General features: G+C 46.5%; 25 protein-coding genes and 1 riboswitch. Of the genes, 11 read left to right on the top strand and 14 right to left on the bottom strand.

The window, feature by feature from the left end; all coding sequences use genetic code 11:
* Positions 1 to 116 precede the first annotated feature (116 nt).
* Positions 117 to 833: a GntR family transcriptional regulator gene (locus G4O42_RS03035; RefSeq protein WP_007409298.1), complete on the bottom strand. Its 717-nt coding sequence runs from the start codon at positions 831 to 833 to the stop codon at positions 117 to 119.
* Between the two features lie 178 nt (positions 834 to 1,011).
* A riboswitch (purine riboswitch) is annotated at positions 1,012 to 1,111 on the top strand.
* 54 nt (positions 1,112 to 1,165) lie between these two features.
* On the opposite strand from G4O42_RS03035, the gene G4O42_RS03030 reads away from it, so the two are divergent.
* Positions 1,166 to 2,326: an MFS transporter gene (locus tag G4O42_RS03030; protein ID WP_032873135.1), complete on the top strand. Its 1,161-nt coding sequence runs from the start codon at positions 1,166 to 1,168 to the stop codon at positions 2,324 to 2,326.
* Between the two features lie 51 nt (positions 2,327 to 2,377).
* Here the strand turns inward: G4O42_RS03030 and G4O42_RS03025 are convergent, their stop codons facing one another.
* Positions 2,378 to 2,944: a YdhK family protein gene (locus tag G4O42_RS03025; protein ID WP_032873132.1), complete on the bottom strand. Its 567-nt coding sequence runs from the start codon at positions 2,942 to 2,944 to the stop codon at positions 2,378 to 2,380.
* A 196-nt stretch (positions 2,945 to 3,140) separates the two neighbouring features.
* On the opposite strand from G4O42_RS03025, the gene G4O42_RS03020 reads away from it, so the two are divergent.
* Positions 3,141 to 3,314 carry a hypothetical protein gene (locus G4O42_RS03020; RefSeq protein WP_007409301.1) on the top strand — a complete coding sequence of 58 codons (174 nt, stop codon included), beginning with the start codon at positions 3,141 to 3,143 and terminating at the stop codon, positions 3,312 to 3,314.
* 52 nt (positions 3,315 to 3,366) lie between these two features.
* Here the strand turns inward: G4O42_RS03020 and G4O42_RS03015 are convergent, their stop codons facing one another.
* Together G4O42_RS03015 and G4O42_RS03010 are read right to left on the bottom strand one after the other, a co-directional pair.
* The gene (locus tag G4O42_RS03015; RefSeq protein ID WP_032873129.1) at positions 3,367 to 4,725 is read right to left on the bottom strand and encodes a serine hydrolase; all 1,359 of its coding nucleotides are present in this window, start codon (positions 4,723 to 4,725) and stop codon (positions 3,367 to 3,369) included.
* Between the two features lie 136 nt (positions 4,726 to 4,861).
* Positions 4,862 to 5,131, bottom strand: coding sequence for a hypothetical protein (locus tag G4O42_RS03010; protein ID WP_032873126.1), 270 nt, complete (start codon positions 5,129 to 5,131; stop codon positions 4,862 to 4,864).
* Positions 5,132 to 5,362: 231 nt separating this feature from the next.
* Here G4O42_RS03010 and G4O42_RS03005 point away from each other — a divergent pair, with 231 nt between their 5' ends.
* Complete coding sequence (locus tag G4O42_RS03005) at positions 5,363 to 5,617, top strand: hypothetical protein (RefSeq protein WP_032873123.1); 255 nt, start codon at positions 5,363 to 5,365, stop codon at positions 5,615 to 5,617.
* Positions 5,618 to 5,674: 57 nt separating this feature from the next.
* On the opposite strand, the gene G4O42_RS03000 is transcribed toward G4O42_RS03005, so the two are convergent.
* Positions 5,675 to 6,868, bottom strand: coding sequence for a macrolide family glycosyltransferase (locus G4O42_RS03000; RefSeq protein ID WP_032873121.1), 1,194 nt, complete (start codon positions 6,866 to 6,868; stop codon positions 5,675 to 5,677).
* A 141-nt stretch (positions 6,869 to 7,009) separates the two neighbouring features.
* A complete protein-coding gene (locus tag G4O42_RS02995) occupies positions 7,010 to 7,696 on the bottom strand; it encodes a GntR family transcriptional regulator (protein WP_032873120.1) in 687 nt (228 codons plus the stop codon).
* A 182-nt stretch (positions 7,697 to 7,878) separates the two neighbouring features.
* On the opposite strand from G4O42_RS02995, the gene G4O42_RS02990 reads away from it, so the two are divergent.
* A complete protein-coding gene (locus G4O42_RS02990; RefSeq protein WP_032873118.1) occupies positions 7,879 to 8,937 on the top strand; it encodes a tartrate dehydrogenase in 1,059 nt (352 codons plus the stop codon).
* Between the two features lie 47 nt (positions 8,938 to 8,984).
* On the opposite strand, the gene G4O42_RS02985 is transcribed toward G4O42_RS02990, so the two are convergent.
* The 4 genes from G4O42_RS02985 to G4O42_RS02970 form a co-directional block, all read right to left on the bottom strand.
* Positions 8,985 to 9,767 carry a class I SAM-dependent methyltransferase gene (locus G4O42_RS02985; RefSeq protein WP_032873116.1) on the bottom strand — a complete coding sequence of 261 codons (783 nt, stop codon included), beginning with the start codon at positions 9,765 to 9,767 and terminating at the stop codon, positions 8,985 to 8,987.
* A 35-nt stretch (positions 9,768 to 9,802) separates the two neighbouring features.
* Positions 9,803 to 10,420 carry an NUDIX hydrolase gene (locus G4O42_RS02980; protein WP_032873114.1) on the bottom strand — a complete coding sequence of 206 codons (618 nt, stop codon included), beginning with the start codon at positions 10,418 to 10,420 and terminating at the stop codon, positions 9,803 to 9,805.
* Between the two features lie 175 nt (positions 10,421 to 10,595).
* The gene (locus G4O42_RS02975; RefSeq protein ID WP_032873112.1) at positions 10,596 to 11,468 is read right to left on the bottom strand and encodes a DMT family transporter; all 873 of its coding nucleotides are present in this window, start codon (positions 11,466 to 11,468) and stop codon (positions 10,596 to 10,598) included.
* Positions 11,469 to 11,682: 214 nt separating this feature from the next.
* On the bottom strand, positions 11,683 to 12,504 hold the full coding sequence (locus G4O42_RS02970) for a MerR family transcriptional regulator (RefSeq protein ID WP_032873110.1): 822 nt from the start codon (positions 12,502 to 12,504) through the stop codon (positions 11,683 to 11,685).
* A gap of 121 nt (positions 12,505 to 12,625) precedes the next feature.
* On the opposite strand from G4O42_RS02970, the gene G4O42_RS02965 reads away from it, so the two are divergent.
* The gene (locus G4O42_RS02965; RefSeq protein WP_032873108.1) at positions 12,626 to 13,084 is read left to right on the top strand and encodes a GNAT family N-acetyltransferase; all 459 of its coding nucleotides are present in this window, start codon (positions 12,626 to 12,628) and stop codon (positions 13,082 to 13,084) included.
* Positions 13,085 to 13,235: 151 nt separating this feature from the next.
* The gene (locus G4O42_RS02960; RefSeq protein ID WP_032873106.1) at positions 13,236 to 13,979 is read left to right on the top strand and encodes a sulfite exporter TauE/SafE family protein; all 744 of its coding nucleotides are present in this window, start codon (positions 13,236 to 13,238) and stop codon (positions 13,977 to 13,979) included.
* A 41-nt stretch (positions 13,980 to 14,020) separates the two neighbouring features.
* On the opposite strand, the gene G4O42_RS02955 is transcribed toward G4O42_RS02960, so the two are convergent.
* A complete protein-coding gene (locus G4O42_RS02955) occupies positions 14,021 to 14,860 on the bottom strand; it encodes a helix-turn-helix transcriptional regulator (protein ID WP_032873104.1) in 840 nt (279 codons plus the stop codon).
* A 108-nt stretch (positions 14,861 to 14,968) separates the two neighbouring features.
* Between G4O42_RS02955 and fabF the strand changes: the two genes are divergently transcribed.
* Positions 14,969 to 16,204, top strand: coding sequence for a beta-ketoacyl-ACP synthase II (gene fabF, locus G4O42_RS02950; RefSeq protein ID WP_032873102.1), 1,236 nt, complete (start codon positions 14,969 to 14,971; stop codon positions 16,202 to 16,204).
* Between the two features lie 28 nt (positions 16,205 to 16,232).
* Here fabF and G4O42_RS02945 read toward each other — a convergent pair whose 3' ends face one another.
* Together G4O42_RS02945 and G4O42_RS02940 are read right to left on the bottom strand one after the other, a co-directional pair.
* On the bottom strand, positions 16,233 to 17,444 hold the full coding sequence (locus G4O42_RS02945) for a Bcr/CflA family efflux MFS transporter (protein ID WP_032873100.1): 1,212 nt from the start codon (positions 17,442 to 17,444) through the stop codon (positions 16,233 to 16,235).
* 146 nt (positions 17,445 to 17,590) lie between these two features.
* Positions 17,591 to 18,724, bottom strand: coding sequence for a glycerol dehydrogenase (locus tag G4O42_RS02940; protein ID WP_014304447.1), 1,134 nt, complete (start codon positions 18,722 to 18,724; stop codon positions 17,591 to 17,593).
* Between the two features lie 282 nt (positions 18,725 to 19,006).
* On the opposite strand from G4O42_RS02940, the gene G4O42_RS02935 reads away from it, so the two are divergent.
* The 4 genes from G4O42_RS02935 (at position 19,007) to G4O42_RS02920 (ending at position 23,268) form a co-directional block, all read left to right on the top strand.
* Positions 19,007 to 19,861, top strand: a complete 855-nt coding sequence (locus G4O42_RS02935) for a YitT family protein (RefSeq protein ID WP_032873098.1) — start codon at positions 19,007 to 19,009, stop codon at positions 19,859 to 19,861.
* A gap of 125 nt (positions 19,862 to 19,986) precedes the next feature.
* The gene (locus G4O42_RS02930) at positions 19,987 to 20,514 is read left to right on the top strand and encodes a GNAT family N-acetyltransferase (RefSeq protein WP_032873096.1); all 528 of its coding nucleotides are present in this window, start codon (positions 19,987 to 19,989) and stop codon (positions 20,512 to 20,514) included.
* 276 nt (positions 20,515 to 20,790) lie between these two features.
* Positions 20,791 to 22,419, top strand: a complete 1,629-nt coding sequence (abc-f, locus tag G4O42_RS02925) for a ribosomal protection-like ABC-F family protein (RefSeq protein WP_032873094.1) — start codon at positions 20,791 to 20,793, stop codon at positions 22,417 to 22,419.
* Positions 22,420 to 22,545: 126 nt separating this feature from the next.
* The gene (locus G4O42_RS02920; protein ID WP_032873092.1) at positions 22,546 to 23,268 is read left to right on the top strand and encodes a gamma-glutamyl-gamma-aminobutyrate hydrolase family protein; all 723 of its coding nucleotides are present in this window, start codon (positions 22,546 to 22,548) and stop codon (positions 23,266 to 23,268) included.
* 33 nt (positions 23,269 to 23,301) lie between these two features.
* Here the strand turns inward: G4O42_RS02920 and G4O42_RS02915 are convergent, their stop codons facing one another.
* Positions 23,302 to 25,455, bottom strand: coding sequence for an MMPL family transporter (locus tag G4O42_RS02915; protein ID WP_032873090.1), 2,154 nt, complete (start codon positions 25,453 to 25,455; stop codon positions 23,302 to 23,304).
* Positions 25,456 to 25,533 lie beyond the last annotated feature (78 nt).

Here is a 25,533-nt window from a genome sequence, read left to right as displayed (position 1 = left end):
CACCTCTGAAATTTGTAGGATGATTCTATCATTGGGTAATATAACATAAAAGAAGCGAAGATGTAAATCAGCGGCAACAAAAAAAGAGTGAGTTTTTCTCTCACTCTTCGGCGCTTTTATGAACGTTTTATATTGACTGAGGTCACGACAAACTTGTCATGACGGTGGCGGGAAAATGAATATTCAAAGGGAGTGCCGTTGTCCAAAAAGCCTACATGCTCGACTTCAAGTATCGGGTCATCCGGCCGGCAGCCGAGATATTGCTGATCCATATCATCCGACTTGCACGCTCTGATTTTTCTGTGTGAGCCTGCGATTTTGAGCTGCAGTTCCCGCGTAATATGATCATAGATGGAATGGTTGAGCACCTCGTCATTAATGCCGGGTATAAGGCTCGCCGGCATGTACGTTTTTTCAAGAACGTACGGTTCGCCCTCAACAATTCTGAGCCTTACTACATAATAGACGGGAGTCTTTTCATCGATGGCCAAATGTGCGGCGACATCTTGAGACGGAAACTGCACTTCAAACCGGATGACTTTGCTCTTGATATTCTTTCCTTTTAACAAATTGCTCAGGCCGAGAATTTCGTTGCTGACTACGTGAACGTGCTCATCCTGCATGGCTGATTGAATGATAAACGTGCCGTGCCCTCTTTTTCTGAAAAGCATCCCTTCAGCCGCAAGTGTATCAAGCGCCCGCTTCATCGTCATCCGGCTGCACCCGAACTCCGCAGCGAGCGTCTTTTCATCCGGGATCGGCTGATCTATGTCATATACACTGCTTTTAATCCTCTTTCTCATTTCGTTGGCGATTTTTTCGTACTTATTCATCGGTTTCCTCCGGCTGTATAATGTTTGATCTGTATAGACTCCTTACGGTTATCATAAATTTTTTTCCCTGCTTCATCAATGACGTTACAGCCGCCGATATTGAAATTTGAAAGGATTTCCTCGAATTTTCTATGGAATATCCCTCACTATTATGGTAGAATTTTTTGCAGAAACGGACACAACCGAATATTGCATACATTGTATAACCTCAATGATATGGTTTGAGGGTGTCTACCAGGAACCGTAAAATCCTGATTACAAAAATTGTCCCGTACACTTTTTGTAATCAGGATTTTTTATTTTCTAAAAAATAAAAAAAGGAGTATCTGTACATGAATTTCAAAGTATTTCTGCTTGCAGCATCTACCATCGCAGTCGGATTGGTTGAATTAATTGTGGGCGGTATTCTTCCGCAAATCGCTTCCGACTTAGATATATCCATCGTCAGCGCGGGGCAGCTGATCAGCGTGTTTGCGCTCGGTTACGCGGTATCCGGCCCGCTGCTTTTGGCAGTGACGGCAAAGGCTGAACGAAAGCGTCTTTATTTAATCGCACTGTTTATTTTCTTCCTAAGTAATCTGGTCGCTTATTTCAGTCCCAATTTCGCCGTACTTATGGTGTCACGGGTGCTCGCTTCCATGAGCACAGGGCTGATTGTCGTCCTTTCTTTAACGATTGCTCCTAAAATCGTGGCGCCTGAATACAGAGCGCGGGCGATCGGCATCATTTTCATGGGGTTCAGCTCCGCAATCGCTTTAGGCGTGCCTGTCGGCATTATCATCAGCAATGCCTTCGGATGGCGCGTTCTGTTCTTGGGAATCGGCGTATTATCTCTCATTTCCATGCTGATTATCAGCGTCTTTTTTGAAAAAATACCTGCTGAAAAAATGATTCCGTTTCGTGAGCAGATCAAGACGATCGGGTCCGCCAAAATTGCCAGCGCACATCTTGTCACCTTGTTTACATTGGCGGGGCATTACACACTCTATGCCTACTTTGCGCCTTTTTTGGAAAGAACGCTTCATTTGAGTTCCGTTTGGGTCAGTGTATGCTACTTTTTGTTCGGTCTGTCAGCGGTATGCGGCGGCCCGTTCGGAGGCTGGCTGTATGACCGTTTAGGGGCATTTAAAAGCATCATGCTTGTGACCGTTTCTTTCGCTCTGATCCTGTTTATTCTTCCGCTGACAACGGTTTCTTTAATCATTTTCCTGCCTGCGATGGTGATCTGGGGATTGCTCAGCTGGAGCCTTGCGCCGGCGCAGCAAAGCTATTTAATCAAAATTGCGCCTGAGTCTTCCGATATTCAGCAAAGCTTCAACACGTCCGCTTTGCAGATCGGCATCGCGCTCGGGTCAGCCATCGGCGGCGGAGTGATCGGACAAACCGGTTCTGTCACAGCAACAGCCTGGTGCGGCGGTTTGATTGTCATTATCGCTGTCGCGTTAGCTGTATTCTCTTTAACGAGACCCGCTTTGAAAAGAAAATCCGCATAAATGTGAGACCGCAAAAAAGCCAAAGGAGTTCCTTCGGCTTTTGCGGTCTTTTTATTTTGCGGCAGCAAGCTCGTCTTCTGTCACCCATTTATGATTGGTTACTTTTTGGCCGCCGTCAGTCGGTGTATAGTCGACCATATACACGGTTGTCTTTTTGGCTGAATCAATAACGGCTTCGGCGCCCTTCATGCCTTTCATATGGGATGCCTCGATCACGGCCTTGTCACCCGGTTTTAACGTTTTATCACCGGCGCCCTTCAGCTCTTCCTGAATGACCCATTTATGATCTTCGACGCGCTTTCCTCCCGTTTTCGGAGTGTAAGATACACTGTAAACCGTTGTATCATAAGCACCTTTTACGGTTCCTTGTGCATTTTTCATGCCTTTCATATGAGAAGCTAAAATCATGACGTCACTGCCGACTTTATAAGTCGGATTTTCGGCCTTCTTTAAACCTTTCGGCACCTCGGATGAACCTGAGTGATTCATGTCTTCGTGAGAGTGCGTTTCTTTGTCTTTCGCTTTTTCGCTTCCTCCTGAAGATTGGCTGTTGCATCCGGCAAGCGCCAGAACGGGGATCAGGAGAAACATGCTGAATAAAAATAGTCTCGCTTTCATTTCAAGAACTCCTTTGCCTTTTTGATTTTTCACTTTCCCTTTCGTTTCTTCAGTAAAACAAAAAGATGGCCTGTCATTTCTCCTAATTCTTCAAATCTCTCTTTATTGCCTTTCATCAGGTGAAATTGTTCACAAAATGTACACATTAATGGAGATGCAGTATAATTCAATTATCAGATAATAGGGGGAACTCATCATGAAAACGAAGGTTTTTGCGGTGGTATTGGGCGCTGTTTTAATGATTGCGGGGTTGGTTTTGGCAGAAGTTTCGCTTTATATGGAATACATCACAATGCTCGGAGCTATGATTTTTTCTTCTATATTTATGTCAGAGCCGAAAAGAAAATTTCGCGTCATCAAAGGGGTTTGACTTTTCTATTACCGCCGTCTTCTCAGGACGGCGGTTTTGTTTTGCATGTCACTCAATCTATCCGCACAGCCGTTTCTTCTGTGCCGTCCTGATATAAAACAAAATGCGGGGCTCTGTGTGCTTTATCACCTGCAAATTCAATTTCAAGCGGCAGCGCCCTGACAAAATAACGGGTTTCCGTCATTGGGAATAATTCGAATGGTGTCTGCCCGTCTATTGTAAGATACAATCGGTTTTCTTTTACCGCCACCGATGCATGTGTGTCATCCTGAAATGAGTAATTGCCGGTAAATCTGCTGTAATTCGCAGGATCGATATCTGCTTTTTTCTGATCTGCCGGACGTTTCGGAATCACGTATGGCTGATCAAATAAGATGTTTACAGCCGCGGCAATTACGGCTTGTTCAAATTGATACGATTGTTCCATATTGCTTAGATAAATCAATGTTTTATTCTGGTCAATATACCGGATCATCAGAGTTGAATAGCCCGGCCAGCCTCCGTCGTGACTGATAACCTTCCCTTTTTGCCGGCTGTTTTGAATCATCCAGCCAAATCCGTATCCGAATTGCTCTTCTTCATTCCAATAGCCCGGTGTAAACGCTTGATCTTTAGACTCTTTGCTGATGATTTCTTCTGTATAAAGAGCCTGATCAAACAGATATAAATCTCTTATAGCGGAGTTAACGGTTCCGTCACCTTGAATCCCGTCAAGAAAGACGACATAATCGGTTTCCTCAAGTTCATCCGGCAGCACATATTCTCCGGAATGAACATCATACACATAGCCATATGCATAGTTCGGGATGTTTTCTTTACTCAGCCTTCTGTTATAAATGCGCGTATCGTGCATACGAAGCGGATGAAATACGGCTTGTTTCATAAATTCAGCAAAACTCATGCCTGATACAATTTCTATAATAACCGCTAACACCACATACCCCGTATTACTGTAAAGCCACTCCTTGCCAGGCGGGAAATAAGCATCCGGCTTATGCTGCTTAAGCATATTGATCACATCTTGATTAACGGCAATTCTGTCCCGGTCCCAATGTGTTAAGAACAACTCCATATAGTCCGGCAATCCTGACGTATGATGGAGTAAATGCCGAATGGTAATGCCCGGATAAGGAAAATCAGGAAGCCACCGCTCTATCATATCGTCATAACGCAGCTTCCCTTGCTGCTCTAAAATGATAACGCCCAAAGCTGTAAACGGCTTCGATACTGAGGCCAATTCAAAGACCGATTGGTCATTCAGCATCCTCTTTGTTTTCAGTTCTGCAGCGCCGAATGAACCCTGGTATAAGATGCGGCCGTTTTCCGCTGCCAATACAGCGCCGTTTATTTCATGTCTTTCGTCTAAAGTGCTGAAAAGCTGTTCAAACGCTTGTTTTTTCTTATCGTTCATTTCACGAACCTCCATATACAAGCTGATTTACTCTTTTATACGAACGGCCGCTTTAGAAGTTTCAATATTTTCCCTTCTCGAAACACCAGTCGTTATACTGCCGTTCAGGCAGCCGCGGAGGTTTGATGAATGTCTTTTATTCACAAAATACTGTGCAGGCTTCAAATTCAACATGCTTCTCGTCTTTATTTGCACCGGCAATTTCCATGGTCGAAAACATCGCGCAGACGACGGCTTTGTATTCGTTCATGACGGTTTGAATTTCAATCAGGAACCGTTCGGATGAAGCCGCGTATTCCGTTACGTACTCTTTCATTTTGCCGATAATATCATCTGCCTGAGGGCTGAAGCCGGCCGCCTCCAAGTCACTCTCAAACTGGTTTTTGTTGATCATATGAATATGCATTTTTTAAAGGCTCCTTTCAGCAGCATTTTGTGGTTATATCTACTGTAAAGGACAGGCTTGGATAAACTTTTAATAAAATATGAACAAAATATGAATTGGCTCATCGGCCTGACTGGCGGGCTTTCGGCTGTACTCCGTTTCATTTGGACTACATGAAAAAATGACTTCTTTACTCTGTTAAAAACAGCTCATATATGATCTAATACCAGTAAAATGTTTAGGAGGCGGCCTATGTCAGCAGCAGGAAATCGGCAAAAATTTTGGGTCATGGCGATGCTTATAGCGGTCTTTGCCGTGTTCGTTTTCTCTTTTTCTGAGAATCATTCACAAAAGAACTGGCACACGGCGGTTGACCAGGCGTCAGTGAATGTCTTCGGCCAGCAGATCTTTGAAAAAAACCGTCTGGCAAAAACACTCGACGCACGTGAGGCAGAATCTCTTCTGACTCTTGTGAAACTTGCAAATGAAGAACATCACATCATCTAAAAGCCATTATAAAAAGCCTGTTTCCCTTTGGCAGAGGAAACAGGCTTTTTCCATGTATTATTGAGCATGTTTTTGTTCAATAAACCGGTCGATCCGGGCAAGGACATCCTTCATGTCCGTACATTCTTTAAAGCTTTCATTAATGGCTTGAATGCCTTGTTTGTATTTTCCGTTATGCAGCACTTCTTCCGCGGCAAGCCTTACCTTTTCAGCGCTTACTTCATCTTTTTGCACTGTATAGCCTGCATCCAATTCAGTCAGGCGGCGCGCAACCATCGGCTGGTCTTTATCGTGCGGGATGACCACCAGCGGCACTTGATAATGAATGCCTTCATTTACACTGTTCATTCCGCCATGCGTGACAAACACGTCGGCCTGCTCCAGCACTTCAAGCTGCGGCACGTATGGAGCGATGATAAAGTTTTCCGGCGCCTGTTTGATTTTCGACAGATCGGCTTTTTCCCCGGCGGCAATGACTACTTTTCCTTCAAAATCTGAGAACGCGTCTATGCACAGATTGAAAAACGCTTCTGTGTCCCCGAGCACCGTTCCCATTGAGATATAAATGACTTTTTCATTCTTTAATGAGTCAATCGGGAAGTCGACGCGCCCTTTTCTCTTCGGAAAACTCGGGCCGATAAATAAATAATCATCTCCGAATGTCTCACTTTCGGGCTGAAAATATCTGCTTGTATAGACGACGTTCAATTCACCTGTGTTGTTCATAAATTGAACCATGCTGTCAGGGGCGACACCGTATTTGTCTTTCATCTCGGCCAACAGCTCTTCACATTCCCTGTCCGGCTGAAACGGCACGCCCGATTCCGGGTGGAGCGGCAGTATTTTCAGACGGTCTTCATTGAACAGGAAGGATGCTGAAGAAGAGATGCCGGGAATGTTGAGATAATCCCGCACCAGCTCTCCCGCACCGAATTTATCATAATAGACGGCGTCGAATTGAATGTCCTCTGCCAGCCGCTGCACAATATGTAAAATCTCCAGTGACGTTTTGATATGAACCTTTAAAAATGCAAGTATGCCGGACGGACTGCCGGGATCAATGGGTGTCATTCTGAGCAGATCGCTGTGAAGATGAACTTTCGCCCCTACTCCTTCCAGTCTGCTTTTGTATTTTTCCGTTGAGATATAATGAACGTGATCGCCCCGTTCGCTGAAGGCCTTTGTCATACCCAAAGTCGGGTTTACGTGTCCTTCTGCGGGAAAATTGATCATCAGTATATGTTTCGCCATTTTTCAAACTCCTTTACCTTTTTTGCGTCTCTTCCATATCCATCATAAATGACGCGGAAAAAATCATGCAAGGAACATCCGTCAGGTCTTTATGACGGTTCGATGACATCGGCAAAAAAAAGACAAGGCTTTTCACCTTGTCTATCGTGATGATTCGTCTGTTTCTCCCTCTTTGAGCACGCCTTTCAGATGTTCTTCATCATGCTTGAGATGCTCCGTCATATATTGCACGGCTTTTGTTTTGTCGCCCTTTTTTATTTCTTCAAAGACTTTCCGGTGCTCATGCAGGATAACCTCCGCACGGTCATCGCCTTTAAAATTAAGAACTCTGCAAAAATGAATCAGCACATTGACATGCTCAAGCAGCATGGCCAGCCGGCTGTTGCGGCTGAAATCCACAAGGAGCCGATGAAACGACTCGTTTAAGGAAATAATCTCAGTCTCTTTGACGCCTTTATTGATGGCTTCTTCCGTTTCCCGCAGCTGTTTTTCAATGAGGTCAATTTCACTCTCAGCCGCTTCATCAATAACCAGTTCGACCGCCAGTGATTCAAGTGACATTCTGATTTTATAAATCTCTTCAACATCCTTAACGGACAAAGAATAAATGACAAAGCCGTTTCGATCGTCTGCCGTCAAAAGCCCGTCCTTTTCAAGGAGCCGCATGGCTTCTCTGACCGGCGACCGGCTGACTCCGAAATCCTTGGCCAGCTGAGTCTCATTCAGCCGTTCACCCGGTTTAAAAATCCCGTCAAATATCATTTTTTTCAATTGGGAATAAAATTGCAGATAATACGGGATTGGCTTATCTAATTTAAAATTATCCATCTTTCCTACCTCTTCATACAATTTAGGCCTTATTGTTACCAAGATCATATAACAGTTTATCTATGGAAGCAACATTCCCGAGCTTGTCAGCATATCGGATGTGGCGTAATATGGAATTATGATGAACGACAGTCGACGGTCTGCCGTAAACCGAAAACAATTCATTCAGAGGTGACGGAAACATGAAAACATACAAGATTGCCAGCATACCGGGGGACGGTGTAGGGAAAGAAACAGTTCCGCAAGCGGAACGGGTGTTGAACGCAATCGCCGAATTACATGGAGGCATTGCCTTTGATTTCACTTCTTTTCCATGGAGCTGCGAGTATTATTTGGAGCACGGGACTATGATGCCGGATGATGGATTAGAAACGTTACAGCACTTTGATGCTTTGTTTTTGGGAGCGGTGGGGAATCAAAAACTCGTCCCCGATCATGTTTCGCTGTGGGGGCTGCTCATCAAGATACGCCGGGAATTTGAACAGGTGATTAATGTGCGGCCGGCAAAGCTCCTGCCGGGAATCACTTCCCCCCTCGTTAACCCGAAGGATTTTGATCTGATAGTCGTCCGCGAAAACAGTGAGGGCGAGTACAGCTCTGTCGGCGGCAGAATCTATCAGGGTGAGGACGAAATCGCCATACAAAACGCGGTCTTTTCCCGCCGGGGTACGGAAAGAGTGATGCGGTATGCTTTCGAACTGGCGGCAAGTCGGCGGAAACACGTCACAAGCGCGACGAAATCAAACGGTATTATTCACTCGATGCCGTTCTGGGATGACATCTTTAAAGAGGTCAGCCGGGAGTACGCCGGGATTGAGACGGATTCCCAGCATATCGATGCACTGGCGGCCTTCTTTGTCACGCAGCCGGAACGCTTTGATGTCATTGTCGCTTCGAATCTGTTCGGAGATGTGCTGACAGATATCGGCGCGGCGATTATGGGAAGCATCGGAATCGCTCTCGCAGCCAACATCAATGTAAACGGCAAATATCCTTCCATGTTTGAGCCTGTTCACGGCTCCGCCCCGGATATTGTCGGAAAAGGAATTGCCAATCCTATAGGCCAAATATGGACGGCGAAATTAATGCTCGATTCATTCGGAGAAGAGGAACTGGGCCATCTCCTCTTACAATCTATTGAAACGGTCACAAACAGCGGCATTCTGACTCCTGATGTCGGCGGAAAACATTCAGCGGAAGACGTCACTTCCGCTGTTATTTCTCAAATCAAGAACAGATAATACGAAAAAACCGCGGGCAGGAAAACTGCACAGCGGTTTTTTTCGTCTCAGACGGGACGGACCGCGCAGAAACAGGCCGATTCACCTGTGAAGCCCGCAATACGGCCTGATTGATTCTTTTCTACAGAAAAAAACCGCTGTATATCACGAGGAGCATCCAGCATCTGTTTTTCCAGTAATGCGGCTTTCTCTTCAGTCAGGCCTGCCCGTTCACACCAGACGGTAAATTGAAATGGTTTCAAAAAGCAGACAGCGGATTCAATCCGGAAGCCGGCTGTCTCCAGAAAACGGAGCCATTCTGTTTTTTTCCACGCCCGAAAGTGGCTCTGATCCCGTTTCTTTTCAATGTCATTATAAAAATGGTCATATTCATCCTTTTCAGGTGCGGTATTGTCAATGAGAAGCAGTCTGCCGCCCGGTTTGACAACCCGAAACGCTTCATGAACAAAGGCTCTGACATCGGGAAAATGATGCGCCGCGATTCTGCATGTGACGATATCGAAAGCAGCATCGGAAAACGGCATCTTTTCAGCATCGCCTTTTTCGAATGACACGTTCGTCCATCCGTTTCCGGTTATAAATGCTTCAGCGGCGGCTAACATTTCTTCCGTGAGGTCATATGCGATAACAGATCGTACGAGAGGAGCGAGAGCGTTAGCCGTATGTCCGCCTCCCGTCGCGATATCCAGCACGTCCATATGCTTTTCGGCACCGGAAGCTGAAACGAGATACGCCAAATCCTCTCCTGCAGTGTGTCCTGGACTAGTCACATATTTCGCGGCGTTTTTGGCAAATTGCCGCTGCGCCTGCTGTTTAATTGAATCCTTCATTATACTCGGACCCCCTTTTCTTTCTGATTGCTGTCTTAATCAAAATAAACGGGTTCGTCCGGATGTTTGAGATATGCAAACATCCTTTCAATCTGACTTTCCGTATTGCGGGCTTCAGATAGCGGCGGCAGTTCCGTCTCCGCAAAAAAGCCTGCCGCGCTTGTTTCCGTTCCCTCCCTGAGCCGGCCGCCGATGATCTCGCATTTGATAAACACTTTGTAAACGTGGACGGCGGACGGCGGATGCGAATGGCATTTCTTATCCATTACAGCTAACAGTTTAACGGGCTTTACGTCGATTCCCGACTCCTCTTTTACTTCTTTGACAGCGGTCTCGCCCGGAGAAAACCCGATATCAGCCCATCCGCCCGGCAGCGCCCATCTGCCGTCGCTTTTCTCTCTTACCATTAATATGCTCTGATCTTTAAAAACTGCCGCTCTGATATCAACTTTCGGAGTGGGGTAGCCCGTGTCACCGGCGAATACGTCTTTTATGACCCTTTTGTCGATGCCGGTATGATGCGCCATGATATCCACACTTATTTTTCTTATTTCTTCAAATCTCTCAATATCATATATGTCTTTGGAATAAGCCAGCCCCGCTTGCGCCGCGGATTGAAGCTGTTTTGCCCAATCTAGCCATTTTGGCTCCATTTTTTCACCGCCCGTTATGTTAATTGACGAAACCCTGAGGGTCCGGGTATTGCACCTTGAGAGTACCGGTGCCCATGATCCGTTTCTGCTCCTTGTTTTCTGTTTATGGAGGGGCGAATCCTGCCGGGAAAACAGAAAAAAGCCATTCATTTGCTGAATGGCTTTTTTTCATTTTCTATTTTTCTTTCATGACAAGAACGACGCCTGAAACAATAAGAGCCGCTCCGATCCAGAAGGTTCCTCCGATCGTCTCTCCCAGCAGCAGCCAGCCGAGCAATGTTCCGGAAAGCGGCTGAAAGAAGAAAAACAGACCGCCGCTTGCCGCATTCAGCAATTGCAATCCGCGATTCCAAAGCATGAACGCGCAGGCGGTTGAGATCACACCCAAATATAAAAGTCCGCCCCATATCTCAGGCCGGGCAAGCTGAGACAAAGGAATCTCCTGAAGCGGGCCCGCTGTAAACGGGGTCAGGATGACAAATGCGACGCAAATGGAATACGTTGTGACCACAAGCGGTGAGTAATGGCCGGGAACCCGTTTCATCAGCACAGACATCAAAGCCCATGTCAGCGCCGCAGCCAGAAGCGAGAGACCGCCGAGCTGGCTCGACATATCGAGATCTCCGTTCCCCACAATGAGCAATACTCCGATCGTCGCCAGCCCTGTCGATATTCCTTTTTTCAGCGTTAACCGCTCTTTCAACATCAGCCGGGCAAATACAACCATAAATGCGGGAGTGGATGCCGTAATAATCGCACCCATCTGCGCGGTTGATAATTTCGTGCCGATTTCCTGCGTGACGATCGAAATCGTGTTGCCGATCAATCCGATCGCAGCGATCAGTAATAAATCACGTTTATGAACTTTCCAGGATTGGTGTGTAAACAAACTGAGAATCAAAAGCGAAAGAAGCGCCACCGCATATCTCAGCCATACCAGTTCAAGCGGCGGAATGACCGCTACCACAACTTTTACAACGACATACATACCGCCCCAGATACTGGCGGCCAATGCCAAATAAATCGAACCGAACAATGTATTTTTCAATTTGATGCACCCTCCGTTATCATATTAGGTCACGTTATATGCCCTAACGGAGAGAAGCGCAGTCACTTTCCTCCATTAAGGGCGGAGAAGTGCTGCCGGTACATCATGTTCAAATAAGGGCGCTAGAAACATATCGTGTTTCACCTCAATTGCAATCTGATTTTCTCATTATACAAGGTTTGTTAAAAGACGTAAATGAACGGCGGCATCGGCTTTATGGATTGCGGACTTGCAGCTGGATTCTTGTGATCTGATTGTCAAACCCGTCCGCCACAACCTCATCAAGCATATATTCTTCATATGCATAATCGCCCATTTCCAGCCCATACTCTTCAATAAACTGCATGATGCTGCGGTAAGCCGCTTCCGCTTCATCCCCTATTTGGTACCCGACGGCATAAAGCCCTTTCGGCTTGATATGGAGGTCTCTATTCTCGATGCCTTCATCTGTCTTCATATAAAAATGGGTGTAGTTGTAGAATTCTTTTTTCAGAATCTGCTCCCGCGCAAACAGTCCGCCGACCGGATGCCCCTGATCGAGCCCATGTACCCGCATATAGCGGATCAATTCGGAAATGGCGGCAGTATATTGCCGTTCTGGCAAATGGAGTACGGGTCGTCCTATCATAAGTGTCTCTTCATCTAATCGCTGCAATGAGACGGAGGAAAAGTCTGTCTCCAAGGCTTGTTCGGTCAGCTTCACCTTTGTCTGAATCATCCCTTGCAGGTGCTCCAGCTTTTTGATTTTGCTTTCGATTTCTGAAGATCTCTCTTTTAAAAGCGTGATGATACCCTCAGGGGTTTTGTCTGTTAAGAGCGGTTTGATCTGCTTCAAGGGCACGCCGGCCTCCTTAAACAGACCGATGACCTGGAACAGTTCGAATTGATGATAGGAATAGTATCTGTATCCATTCGCTTTTTTGATTTCCGGAGAAAGCAGGCCGATCTCGTCATAATGGAACAGGGTTTGTTTTTTTACGTGGCACAGTTTTGCAAATTCACCCGTTGTGAAGTATTTTCTGACGTCTTCGCTCATAATGCCTCCTTGACTATACGGTAACCATATCCTTTATGATGATCAGAGAAGGCTGATTCACAAATGGCTTACGCACTGCAAGCTTTACCGTCTCAAAAAAAGCGGAAGAGGAGTATCAAGTATGACGATTGAAATCAGAGCAGTCACGGAAAAAAACCGTGCCGATATACTGGCGCTTCATGTAAGGGAAAGCCAGACTTCATTTATTGAAACCGCGGAAGAGTGCTTACAAGATGCTGAGGATTGCCGGCATTATCAGCCGGCCGGTCTTTATGTTAACGGGGAATTGGTCGGCTTTTCCATGTACGGATGGTTTCCGGAATATGATGAGGAAAATGAAAACGGCAGAGTGTGGCTTGATCGTTTTTTTATTGATGAACGCTATCAGGGACGGGGATTGGGCAAGCTGTTGCTTGATGCCCTTATCCGCCATCTCGTTCGAATATATGATTGCAGACGGATTTATTTAAGCCTGTTTGAAGATAACGTGCACGCATTGCGGCTTTATCAAAAATTCGGCTTCTTATTCAATGGAGAGCTGGACTCAAACGGGGAAAAAGTGATGGTGAAAGAGCTGTAAACCCTCTGTATAAAAGCGATTCGGCTTCTTGCCAATACATTAAATTTGAGGTAACATAAAGATATTAGACGACGGTCGACGGTCGATTGTTAAAAGCCTGATACAGCGGAGCGGAACATGGTGATCAGGCATCTAAATGGAGGAGAAGATTGTGTTTATTATACTCGTTATGTTTCTTCTCGGGATTATTCTCGGGTTTATCGGCGCCGGGGGAGCCGGTTTTGTCATTGCACTTTTAACTATACTGTTTCACGTACCGATTCATACGGCGTTGGGCACCTCCCTTGCCGGAATGGCTTTCACAAGTTTATCTGGGGCTTTCAGCCACTACCGTGAAGGCAATATTCAGATGAAAATCGGTCTCATCGTCGGCGTTTTTGCGGCATTCGGTTCGTTTTTCGGGGCAAGGCTTACTTCCCTTATCCCCGCAGATTTGCTGCATTACTTGACGGCGGGCATGCTGTTTTTATCTGCTCTGCTTATTTTAGTCCGGTTATTTATTGTAAAAGAAACACAAGAAGATTCCGGACGGCAAAGCAATCTGAACATATGGGTGAAAGCCGTTGTACTCGGTGTCATCGCAGGAATCTTGTCCGGAACATTCGGGATCGGTTCTGCCCCTTTTATTCAAATCGGCTTAATGATTCTTTTGCGCTTATCCATCCGCCAGTCGGTCGGCACCACCATGCTTGTCATTATTCCGCTTGCGGTCGGCGGAGGACTCGGTTATGTGACGGAAGGATTTGTCGATTATATGCTGTTGGTCAAAGTGCTGATCGGAACGATGTGCGGCGCATATGTCGGCGCGAAATTCACCAACCTCGTGCCGAAAGTCATTCTGAAATCAGCCATTTTTTTAACACCGGCCATCGCCGGTCTCATGCTTTTATTTTAAACTGAAACGGGAGGCAGCCGCCTCCCGTTTTTTTCTGTTCTTCACCTGTTTTCGAAGAGCTTTTTCAGCTTTGCTTCCGTTTCGGTATGATCTACCGGCGTATACACACTGCAGCGCAGATCACTGTTGCCCTGAACCTGAAATGAAGTCAGGTTAAAGACCATTTTTCCCGCCTTCGCGTGGCGGAACTCAATTAATACTTCGGGTGCCGAGCTGACTTCGCTCTCATTCCACAGCGTATGAAATTCCGAATACGTTTTCTCCATTTCTTCTATAAACTGAGAATACCACGTATCAGCTACATACTGGCCGTAATACGTTCTGAAAATGGCGATGAATCCTTTCACAAAGTGCTCCCAGTTCACGGCTAAACTTCTTAATTCTTTTCTGGAAAACAATAGCTCTATGAGATTCCGCTTTTCAAGAGGAATTTGTTCAAAATCTAAAAACACGTGAGCCGCGGCCTGGTTCCATCCCACGATATGACACCGCCTGTCCGAGATAATGGTGGGGCAATAACGGAGCTCCTGCAGGATTTTTGAAAGCGACGGGCTGATAACCGCTTCTTCCTCCGCGGTAAACGGCTGCTTCACGCCCTCCTCAATGGCAAGCGCGTATAAATAATTTCTCTCATCTTTGTTGAGCTGCAGGGCATCGGAAACGGCGTCCAATACGGCTGCGGACACTTTAATGTCTCTGCCCTGCTCCAGCCACGTATACCACGTGGTGCTTACGCCGGCTAATTGCGCGACCTCTTCTCTTCGGAGTCCGGGCGTTCTTCTCCGTGTGCCCATCGGCAGCCCGGCCATCTGCGGAGAAATTTTGGCCCGCTGCGTTTTTAAAAACTCTGAGAGCGCCTGCAATCTTCCTTCTGGTATCATACCGAATCTCTCCTCTCTTACCCTGGTATTCATTATACTAGGATAATCTACAACTTGTAATAGGATAATTGCGAGTTACAATAAATACATACCGAAGGAGGAATGACCATGAAAAGAGTTGTGATCACCGGAATGGGAGTGATTTCACCTCTCGGCAATGATGTGCATACATTTTGGAAACACCTGACGGAAGGAAAATCGGGAATCTCTTTCATCGATTCGTTTGATGTCTCCGGCTCAAAGACAAAAATAGCCGGTACCGTCCGTGATTTTGACGCAGAAGAAAGATGGGGCAGAAAAGAAGCGAGACGGCTTGACCGTTTCAGCCAGTTTGCTCTAGCGGCAGCGGAACAGGCGCTTGAAAGCTCCGGGATTCAGCTCGATCAGATTGACCGTGAACGCCTCGGCGTGTACGTCGGCTCGGGAATCGGCGGCATCACGACTTTGATTGAGAACGTTCATACTTTAAATGAACGGGGAGCGCGAAAAGTGAGCCCGAGCCTTGTCGCCATGATGATCTCAAACGCGGCCGCCGCTCAAATCAGCATCAGATTAGGCGCGCTCGGCCCCTCACTTTCTCCCGTCACCGCGTGTTCCATCGGCAATACGTCGATCGGGGAAGCATTCAACGCCATTCGGAATGATGACGCAGATATCATGTTTGCCGGGGGAGCGGAAGCGGCGATTACGAATTTGTCATTAGCCAGCTTCGGCAATGCCCACGCGCTGTCAGCGAGAAACGAAGACCCCGCCGCGGCAAGCCGGCCGTTTGACGCGGATCGCGATGGGTTTGTCATGAGTGAAGGCGCGGGCATCTTAGTATTGGAATCATTGGATAGCGCAATCGGCAGAAATGCCCCGATCCTTTGTGAGGTGCTCGGCTATGGCGCGAGCTCTGACGCCTATCATATGGTGGCCTCCCATCCGGAAGGAACGGGCGCATACCTGGCGATGAAAAACGCTTTGAAAAAGGCGAACGTTTCAGCGGAAGACATTGATGTCGTAAGCGCTCATGCGACAAGCACAAAAGCCGGAGATCTTTCTGAAACGTTGGCCATCAAGACATTATTCGGGGAGCTTGCCTATGACATTCCGGTCACGGCCAACAAATCAATGCTCGGCCACATGCTTGGCGCGGCAGGCGGCGTTGAAGCCATCGCTCTGACAGAAAGCTTGAGACACGGCATCATTCCGCCGACGATCAATCTGCAGCGCCCTGATTCGGCATGTGATTTGGACTATGTAGCAGACGGGCCCCGCCAGCAATCGTTAACGATCGGCCTTTCCAACTCATTCGGCTTTGGCGGACATAATTCGGCGATCGTGCTGAAGAAATATGAATAGCGGGCATCAAAAAAAGGAGTGAATCATTTCACTCCTTTTTTGCTTTCTCCGGTTTTGTTGTTAAGGCGAAAAAAGCGATGGAACCGATAACGGATGTCGTGAACATAATTGCCCCCATCGGCACGGCCGTCGCTTCATTCATCCCCACAAGCGGCGACACGATGGAACCGAGAAGAAGCGGAAGCATGCCGAGCAGTGCGCTTGCGCTTCCCGCGCGGTGTCCCTGCTTTTCCATCGCCAATGTAAAGGTGCTTGTCAGCGTCATGCCGATCGTAATCATATAAATAAAAATTGAAATCACCAGTGCCGCAAGCGGCCCGTGAATGCTCGTCATGACGAGCAGAACGGCAGTCGCCGCCATCGCTGTAATCACGCCGATTCTCAGCAGGCTTTTTTCGTGAATGATCCCGCCGAAACGCCCGATGATAAAGCTTCCGGTAATGATCGCCAGACCGTTTATGCCGAATAAAACACTGAATACCTGAGGCGATACTCCGTAAATATCCTGATACACGAAAGGCGTTCCGGAGACATACGCAAAGCTCCCGCCGTGAATAAAACCGACCGTCAGCGCATAGCCGATAAATGACCGATCCTTCAGCAGGCTTCCCATTGTCCGCACGGAATTTCCGATGGAGCTCGGAATCCGCTTTTCCGGCGGCAGGGTTTCTGTCAGCTTGAGCGCAATGATGAACACAAGCAAAAAACCGATAAACGTTAAAAAGAGAAAAATCGTATGCCATGATGCAAACGGAAGCAGTAAAATCGCGCCTCCCGTCATCGGCGCCACCATCGGCGCTACGGCGGTAATGACCATCAGCAGCGAGAAAAATTTAGAAAGCTCTCTTCCCGTAAACACATCTCTGACGATTGCACGGGATAAAACGAGTCCTGCCGAAGCGGTGAATCCTTGAAGAAAACGGGCAATCACTAATGTTACAATGTTCGGTGCAAGCGCGCAAAACAGAGAAAACAACGCAAATAAAAAAATACATAGTAATAACGGTTTTCTTCTTCCCTTCGCGTCACTTAACGGGCCGACAACAACCTGTCCGATTGTCAGTCCGATCAGACAAGCGGTTAAACTGAGTTGGACAAGCGATGCGCGGGCGCTTAAATCTTCAGCGATTTCAGGGAAACTCGGCAGATACATATCTATATTGAGCGGCCCCAGTATCGCAAGCATTCCGAGAAGAAAAGCCAGCGCAAGCCGCTCCTTACCGGTCGGATTATGCAGCATATCGTTCCCACCTTTCCTTTGTCAATCTCTCAAAACATTTGTATATTGTATCATAATTTTTTCTTTATTTTTAAAAGTTTTCAAAGGGCATAAAAAAAACCAAGAGCTGTAACAGCCCTTGGTTCCGGGTCACGCGGTAAAAGGTTTTACGCGTGTTTTTCTTTAAATGCTTTTGCGTATTGATCAGCCGCTATAATGGCATCCGCCACGTCGTCAGCCGTCACGTCAAAAGCGGCATGAATTGTTTCTTCTTCAATCGTCGCGGCTTCTGCCACTTTCATAATGTCCTCTTTAGATGCGTCTTTCAATTTGATGTCTTCAAGTGTGACAGGCAGCCCCAAGCTGATATAAAACGCGATATACCGCTCAATTTCCTCAAGCGAGCGTTTTTCCAGCGCCAATTGAACGAGCGTGCCGAATGCCACTTTTTCACCGTGGGTCAAGTGATGGATTTCACCTTCAAGCGCGGTAAATCCGTTATGAATGGCATGCGCCGCAGCTAAGCCGCCGCTTTCAAATCCCAGTCCGCTCAGAAGTGTATTGGCTTCAACCACCGCTTCCAATGCGGGCGTAACGGCTTTCGCTTTCACAGACTCATAAGCGAGACGGCCGTATTTGAATAATACCGCTTCACATTTTTCCGCGATAGCCTCTCCGGCGATTGTCGGAATTCCGCCCGCCATCGTTTTACCGCCATTGGCGATGACACTGCGCGCCTCTATCCACGTCGCCATCGCATCGGCAATCCCTGATGCTAAAAAGCGCGGCGGAGCTTCCGCGACGATTTTCGTATCGACCAGAACCAGGTCAGGATTCTTATGATAGAAACGATAGTTTTCGAACGCGCCTTGTTCAGAATACACGACAGACAGCCCGCTTGTCGGAGCATCCGTTGAAGCGGCCGTCGGCACGATAACGGTATAGCCGTTTATTTCATCTGATACGGCTTTGGCCGTATCAAGCGTTTTACCGCCGCCGACTCCGATGACAATAGTCGCGCCTGCTTTTTCTGCGATGCCGGCAATTCTTTTCATTTCTTCCTGGGAGGCTTCGCCGTTGAAAACCGCCTCTTCAGAAGAAATATTGCTTTTCTTTAATTCAGCCGTCACCTTGTGGCCCGCGATATCCCATACGGTTTTGTCCGCGATGACGACGGCTTTTTCACCAACGCCCTCCAGATGTCCGCCGATCGTTTCAATTGCGTTTTTTCCCTGCACGTATTTGGCCGGACTGATAAAAATTCGTTCCAATGTCATCATCCCTTCTTCGTTGTCTCTCATTACATTTCTCTTATTGATAGAGCAGAAATGAAAACTCTTCTGATATAATTCCTCGTTTCAACTTGATTTAAACCTCATATACACTGCAGAAAAATCAATTTTCACGGCATTGACAAGATGTGAAGGTGTCTATATAATCTTCGATATTGAAGCTGATCATTCTTTACTGAATGAACAAACGAGATTGTGAATGATTCGTCTTAAAAATTATTTAGTTCTTCTGGATAATTTTTGAGGCGTTTTTGTTTTTTATATATTTTTGACTGCGGAGGAGGTTTGCACATGAAGAACATTTGCAAGGATATACTGATGATTATGGCCGGAGCCTTTCTTATCGCGGCGTCCGTGGAATTTTTCGTCATCCCGAATCATTTAGGGGACGGCAGCACCGTGGGAATCGCTCTCGTGTTATATTATCTTTTTCATATACCTGCAAGTATTACGACTCTGGTTGTAAATTTGATTTTTATCGGGCTGGCTTATAAATTTTTAACGAAAAAAACGATTTTATACACGATACTCGGGACGGGAATGACTTCTGTTTTTCTCAGCATCGTCAGCTTTATTCCGTTCGGCGTGCACGACATGGTGCTCGGGATTGTATTCGGCGCTCTGCTGATGGGAGCGGGGCTGGCATTGATCTTTATCGCTGACGGATCTACCGGCGGAACCACGCTTTTGGCGTATTTATTAAATTACACAAAGGGCTTTAACATCTCGAAAAGCATGTTTTACATGGATTGTGTCATCATTTTCGCATCCGTTTTAGCGATCGGCCTCAATCATATGCTGTATACGTTTATCTTCGTTTATCTATGCGCCAAAATCGTCGATATTGTCATTGAGGGTTTCCATAATAAAAAAGCCCTCACCATTATGTCTGACCAATACGAAGAAATCGCCAAAGCCATCACCTCCGAGTACGGCAACGCGGCGACGATTTTTTACGGATACGGGTATTACGGCAGCAAAGACAAGCGCATTATCTATGTCGTCATTAAAAAGAACGAATTGCTGAAAATCAAAAAACATGTTCAAAAAATTGATCCGAAATCATTTATCGTTATTCATGAAGTAAAAGAAGCTGTCGGAGGGCAATTCGGGTTTACAAACCTGCCCGCCGCAAATGAAAAATAACCGCCTGCAGTGTATAGCTGCAGGCTTTTTTTATTCGGCTCTTCCCCGCTCAAAGGTTTTTACACCTTTCAATCGAAGTAGTAGAAGTAGTAAATGAAACCTTTTTTGATGGAGGAACATAAAAAATGAATATCAAAACTGACAGGCTCGTCATTCGCACATTTGAACCGGAAGATTGGCAGGATGTCTATGCGTACACCTCAAATCCGAATGTCATGAAATATATACCAGAGGGTGTCTTTACCGAAGATGATGCCAGGAAATTCGTTACTGAAAACAGGGGTGAACATGCCGGGAAGTTTCCCGTTTTATTGAAGGATGAGGAAACGGTCATTGGCCACATTGTTTTTTTTCAGTATTTTGGCGATCATACGTATGAAATCGGCTGGGTGTTTCACCCGGAATACCAGGGCAAAGGATATGCTTCAGAGGCGGCGCGCGCCGTGCTGGCATTCGGGTTTAACAAGATGAAATTACATCGGATCATTGCGACATGTCAGCCGGAAAACACGGCTTCGCACCGGGTGATGGAAAAGATCGGGATGAGACGGGAAGGCTTTTTTAAAAAATGCATCCCCCATGATAATGAATGGTGGGATGAATATTATTATGCCGTTTTAGAAGAAGAGTGGGAAGTCTCCAATCTGGAATAAAAAGGCTTATACCCTTTGCTTTTACAGATAAGTGTGTGCTACACTGTTCGTAACAAATACGAAGGGATGATGGGTGGACAATGATTAACTAATCTTATTTTGACCGTTTGAAATCAAATATTTCAAATCAGAAAAAATAGGATTAGTCTGCCCATTTTCTATACGATACGAAAGCTATGTAAAAATAGCTTATTTGATCATGCACAGGTACGGCTAATCCTTCCAAATCAATTGGGAGGATTTTTTTGTCCTCCCTTAAAAGCGAGGGATTGACATATGAAAGAAATGTTAAAGTTAAGCGGCATCAGTTATGAAATCAACAGCGTTCCCCTTTTTGAACAGATCAGCGCGAGCGTTCAGCAAGGTGACATCATCGGCGTTATCGGCAAAAACGGCGCCGGCAAATCGTTATTGCTGCAATTGATCTGCAATCAAAAAGCGCCGTCACAAGGACAGATCCAGATGATGCAAGATGTGAACATATATATGGTGGAACAAGAAACGGAAGCTTATGATTCCGGCCATCCGGAGCCTGCGGAGGCAGCCTTGTTAGAAAAGTGGAACGTGCCCGCACGCGCCTTTTCGCAATTAAGCGGCGGAGAAAAATTGAAAGCCCGTCTTGCCAAAGGTTTCTCCTCCTCAAGCAGCCTTTTGTTATTAGATGAGCCGACGAACCACCTCGATCAGCACAGTTTAGAAATACTGCTAAATCAGATCAAGAATTACAAAGGCACCATTATTTTCGTTTCGCATGATCGTGCTTTTATAGATGCAGCGGCGACAAAAATCTGGGCCATCGAAGGAAAGAAACTCATTGAGCATAAAGGGAATTATTCAAGCTATATGGAGGTCCGCAAACAGAGAAGGCTGACACAGCAGCGGGAATATGAGAATCAGCAGCATATGATCAGACGGATTGAAGCTCAAATGAACGAGCTGAGCGCCTGGTCAAAAAAAGCCCATGCCCAATCAACGAAAATAGAAGGATTTAAAGAATACCATCGCGTAAAAGCAAAACGCACGGACGCCCAGATTAAATCAAAGCAGAAGCGTCTTGAAAAAGAGCTTGAAAAAGCGAAAGCAGAACCGGTTGAAGCGGAGTATGAAGTCCGTTTTTCCATTGAGCATCGCAAAAAAGCGGGAAAGCGTTTTTTAGAAGTAAGTGATGTCACAAAGTCATATGACGGCCGAACGCTTTTCAAAAATGTGAATTTCACTGTGATGCACGGTGAAAAGATCGCGATTACAGGCCCGAACGGCAGCGGGAAAACAACATTATTGAAGGTCATCCTCGGTCAGGAAAAAGCGCAGGGCGGCATATGGATTTCTCCGTCTGCAAACGTGGGATATTTAACCCAGGAAGTATTCGACCTTCCGCTTGATAAAACCCCCGAACAGCTTTTTTACAAAGAAACGTTCGAAGCAAGGGGAAATGTTCAATCCCTCATGAAGCATTTAGGATTTACCGCAGCGCAATGGACGGAACCCATCGGCAAGATGAGCATGGGAGAGCGGGTCAAATGCAAACTGATGGCGTTTATTCTGGAAGAGAAAGATGTGCTGATTCTGGATGAGCCGACAAACCACCTTGATCTGCCGTCACGCGAGCAGCTTGAAGACACTTTGGCCCGATACGACGGAACGCTCATCATCGTATCTCATGATCGTTACTTTGTCGAAAAAACGACGGACATCCGGCTTGATATCTCAAACGGCAGCGTCCGAAAACAATGGAAAGAATCTCCCTCCGTCAGGGACGATGCTGAAGAACTGCGATTAAAGCTTGAAACCGAACGGCAGGAAGTCCTCGGAAAACTCAGCTTCATGACTCCGGCTGATAAACAATATCGTGAGCTTGATCAAAAATTCAAAGAGCTGACGGAAGAAATCAAGAAATTGAAATGAATGTAAAAACCCGTGATTGTCACGGGTTTTGTTTTGGAAAGCTCACGTATCATGAAGAATAATTTCAAACTGATTTGTACAACCTACGTTCAGATTTATTATGAGCATAGTTCAGGGGGACGAAGAATGGCCAAACGCATCGGAATTACGGGAAACATTATGGCTGATCAATCCGGTCCTTTCCCGGGTTATAATCGGGCATATGTCAATAATGATTATATTCAGTCTGTTTCTGAGGCCGGCGGTGTGCCGTTTATATTGCCGGTGATTCAAGAGACGGCGCTTTTAAAGGAACAGGTCTCTCATGTTGACGGGATCATTCTGTCCGGCGGTCAGGATATAGACCCGCTGTTTTACGGCGAAGAACCTTTACAGGCTTTAAGAAAGACCTTTCCTGATCGGGACGCCTACGAGAAGGAGCTGATTCTCACGGCGGTTGCATTAGAGAAGCCGATTCTGGCAATCTGCCGGGGGATGCATATGTTAAATGTCACTTACGGGGGAACTTTATATCAGGATCTGACACACGCTTCATTTGCTGAAATCAAGCACGATCAAGAAAAAGATCCGCCGTTAAAAACCCATCATGTTTCTTTTGAAAAAGGGACACGTCTCCATTCTTTGTTTGGCGATTCTGCGCGGGTGAATTCATTCCATCACCAGATCATAAAAGAGACGGCGCCTTCGTTTAAAGCCGCGGCTTATGCGAAAGACGGGGCCATTGAAGCGATTGAACGGACGGGTGAATTATTTGTCGTCGGCGTGCAATGGCATCCCGAAATGCTGACAAAAAAACATGAGGACATGAAAAAGCTTTTTTCTCTTTTCATGGATGCGGTCAGCACATAAAAAAAGCAGATCAAAACGATCTGCTTTTTCATTTTATTCTTCCGGTTTCTCCGGTGTTTTGCCTTGTGTCAGCTTATGGCCTTCGATATCCACGTTCGGAATGATTTTATCCAGCCACCTCGGCAAGTACCAGGCCGCATGTCCCATCAGCTTCATGACACTCGGAATGATGGTCATTCTTACAATGAACGCATCGAAAAGAACACCGAAGGTCATTGCTAATCCCATGGATTTGATCATAGAGTCCCCAGCGAAGACAAATCCCGCGAAGACGAAAATCATGATCAGCCCCGCCGCTGTTACGACAGGCCCGCTATGCTTCAATCCGGCATGGATGGCTTGTACCGGATTTTTTGTTTTGACATATTCTTCTCTCATTCTGCTGACAAGGAATACTTGATAATCCATCGCCAGTCCGAAAAGAATACCGATTGCTAAAATAGGCAGGAAGGCAAGAATCGGGCCTTTTTCCGGAATGCTCAGCAAGCCGGTGAAATTCCCATCCTGCAGGACGAATACCGATAACCCGAGTGTTGCGGTCATTGTCAGCAAAAAGCCAAGAACGGCCGCAAGCGGCACGAGAAGAGAACGGAAAACGACGGTCAGCAATACAAATGCAAACCCGACAATAAGAATGGCGAATTCCGGAATGGCATCGTTTAACCGATCTGAAATATCAATGTTCACCGCGGTTGACCCGGTGACGAGCAGACGGATGCCGTTTTTGTCTGACAGTTTCCGTATATCCTGCACTAACTCTTTCGTTGCCGTATCGTTCGGCCCGGTTTCAGGCACTGCCGTAATGATGGCATAGTCCCCTTTTTCGTTCGGCATGGCAGGGGTGACGCTCGCCACATTATGCAAGTCCTTCATTTCTTTCACGGCGTCTTGGAATGCTTCATTTTTATTGCCCTTAACATCTTTTGCATCGGCAACAATTGTCAGCTTGCCGTTAAAGCCTTCGCCGAATCCTTTAGACAACAGATCATAGGCGCGGCGATCCGGGCTGTCTTTCGCTTTCATTCCCGCATCAGGCAGCCCCAGCTCTAAATGCATGGCCGGCAGACTGATGACGGCTAAAAGAATAATGCTGAAAATGCTTAACAGAATAGGCCTCTTTGTAACAAAGCGCCCCCAGGCATTCGTGTCGGCGCTTTTCTTTTCTTTCTTCTTATTTGATGTCGGAATCATCCGTTTTTCTGCGACCGATAACACTGCGGGCACCAGCGTTACTGATGCCAATACAGCCATCAGCACACTGAGTGCCGCTGTCAACCCCATCGCAGACATGAACGGAATGCCGACAACGGTCAATCCGCAAAGCGCGACGATCACGGTCAGTCCCGCAAAAACGACGGCGCTGCCTGCCGTTCCCGCGGCTTTAGCGATCGATTCATTTTTTTGTACACCTTCGCCCAAAAACTGACGATGCTTCGTAAAGATAAACAGCGCATAATCAATCCCGACGGCCAGGCCGATCATTCCGGATAATGAGAGACTGACCGAGGCTATCGTAAAGAACTGTGTCCCGATTAACGTCAGCGCGACGCTTACGCCTAATCCGATCAGGGCCGTGACAATCGGCAGCCCCGCTATGACTAATGAACCAAACGTAATAGCCAGTACGACGAATGCCAGCACAACGCCGATAATTTCTGATACACCGCCGACTTCAACACCGGCCCCCGGCACATCACCGCTGAGCTCCGTCTGCAGGCCCTTGTCTCCTGCGGCAGACAGACTGTGTTTGATATGTGAAACAGACGCGGCCGAAATGTCATCCGCCGCTTTTTTATACGTAATATCGGCATATGCCACTGATCCGTCTTTAGAAATGGTTCCTGTCTCAAAAGGACTTGCAATCGAAGCGACTGAATGATCTGTTTTGATCTTCTTTAATGTCTCTTCGATCGCTTGTTTTTCTGATTTTGACGTCAGTTTTTTCCCATCTTCAGCACCGAAAATAACCCGTATGCTTCCTTTATCGGGACCCTTTGAAAATTCTTTTTGAATCATATCCATTGCCTTTTCAGAAGGTGTGTCAGGTATTGACATATCATCAGAAAAAGCAGGTTTTAACGAGATGGCGATCACAACCGAAGCGATCAGTATCACGAGCCACGCACTGATCATTTTTAATCGGTTGCGGGCAGACCATCCCCCTAATTTATATAAAAATCCAGACATCGAATACTCCTCTCCAATCATTACTTTCTGCCTAATTGTAGTTCACATTCACATAAAAAAAACGTACATAGGGGCATG

Origin of the sequence: Bacillus sp. LUNF1 (genome assembly GCF_011008975.1) — a bacterium.
Classification (GTDB): Bacteria; Bacillota; Bacilli; order Bacillales; family Bacillaceae; genus Bacillus; species Bacillus velezensis.
The sequence above is the reverse complement of the archived record's forward strand: the minus strand, read 5'-3'. Positions and strand labels throughout refer to the sequence as shown.

Bases quoted from the DNA above. Each gene is read 5' to 3' on its own strand.
- G4O42_RS03000 (WP_032873121.1), bottom strand. From the start codon at position 6,868: ATGGCGAAACATATACTGATGATCAATTTTCCCGCAGAAGGACACGTA.
- G4O42_RS03020 (WP_007409301.1), top strand. From the start codon at position 3,141: ATGAAAACGAAGGTTTTTGCGGTGGTATTGGGCGCTGTTTTAATGATT.
- fabF (WP_032873102.1), top strand. From the start codon at position 14,969: ATGAAAAGAGTTGTGATCACCGGAATGGGAGTGATTTCACCTCTCGGC.
- G4O42_RS03005 (WP_032873123.1), top strand. From the start codon at position 5,363: ATGTCAGCAGCAGGAAATCGGCAAAAATTTTGGGTCATGGCGATGCTT.
- G4O42_RS02970 (WP_032873110.1), bottom strand. From the start codon at position 12,504: ATGAGCGAAGACGTCAGAAAATACTTCACAACGGGTGAATTTGCAAAA.
- G4O42_RS02965 (WP_032873108.1), top strand. From the start codon at position 12,626: ATGACGATTGAAATCAGAGCAGTCACGGAAAAAAACCGTGCCGATATA.
- G4O42_RS02955 (WP_032873104.1), bottom strand. From the start codon at position 14,860: ATGATACCAGAAGGAAGATTGCAGGCGCTCTCAGAGTTTTTAAAAACG.
- G4O42_RS02915 (WP_032873090.1), bottom strand. From the start codon at position 25,455: ATGTCTGGATTTTTATATAAATTAGGGGGATGGTCTGCCCGCAACCGA.
- G4O42_RS02920 (WP_032873092.1), top strand. From the start codon at position 22,546: ATGGCCAAACGCATCGGAATTACGGGAAACATTATGGCTGATCAATCC.
- G4O42_RS03035 (WP_007409298.1), bottom strand. From the start codon at position 833: ATGAATAAGTACGAAAAAATCGCCAACGAAATGAGAAAGAGGATTAAA.
- G4O42_RS03030 (WP_032873135.1), top strand. From the start codon at position 1,166: ATGAATTTCAAAGTATTTCTGCTTGCAGCATCTACCATCGCAGTCGGA.
- G4O42_RS02995 (WP_032873120.1), bottom strand. From the start codon at position 7,696: ATGGATAATTTTAAATTAGATAAGCCAATCCCGTATTATCTGCAATTT.
- G4O42_RS02930 (WP_032873096.1), top strand. From the start codon at position 19,987: ATGAATATCAAAACTGACAGGCTCGTCATTCGCACATTTGAACCGGAA.
- G4O42_RS02980 (WP_032873114.1), bottom strand. From the start codon at position 10,420: ATGGAGCCAAAATGGCTAGATTGGGCAAAACAGCTTCAATCCGCGGCG.
- G4O42_RS02990 (WP_032873118.1), top strand. From the start codon at position 7,879: ATGAAAACATACAAGATTGCCAGCATACCGGGGGACGGTGTAGGGAAA.
- G4O42_RS02945 (WP_032873100.1), bottom strand. From the start codon at position 17,444: ATGCTGCATAATCCGACCGGTAAGGAGCGGCTTGCGCTGGCTTTTCTT.
- G4O42_RS02935 (WP_032873098.1), top strand. From the start codon at position 19,007: ATGAAGAACATTTGCAAGGATATACTGATGATTATGGCCGGAGCCTTT.
- G4O42_RS03025 (WP_032873132.1), bottom strand. From the start codon at position 2,944: ATGAAAGCGAGACTATTTTTATTCAGCATGTTTCTCCTGATCCCCGTT.
- G4O42_RS03010 (WP_032873126.1), bottom strand. From the start codon at position 5,131: ATGCATATTCATATGATCAACAAAAACCAGTTTGAGAGTGACTTGGAG.
- abc-f (WP_032873094.1), top strand. From the start codon at position 20,791: ATGAAAGAAATGTTAAAGTTAAGCGGCATCAGTTATGAAATCAACAGC.
- G4O42_RS02985 (WP_032873116.1), bottom strand. From the start codon at position 9,767: ATGAAGGATTCAATTAAACAGCAGGCGCAGCGGCAATTTGCCAAAAAC.
- G4O42_RS02940 (WP_014304447.1), bottom strand. From the start codon at position 18,724: ATGAGAGACAACGAAGAAGGGATGATGACATTGGAACGAATTTTTATC.
- G4O42_RS03015 (WP_032873129.1), bottom strand. From the start codon at position 4,725: ATGAACGATAAGAAAAAACAAGCGTTTGAACAGCTTTTCAGCACTTTA.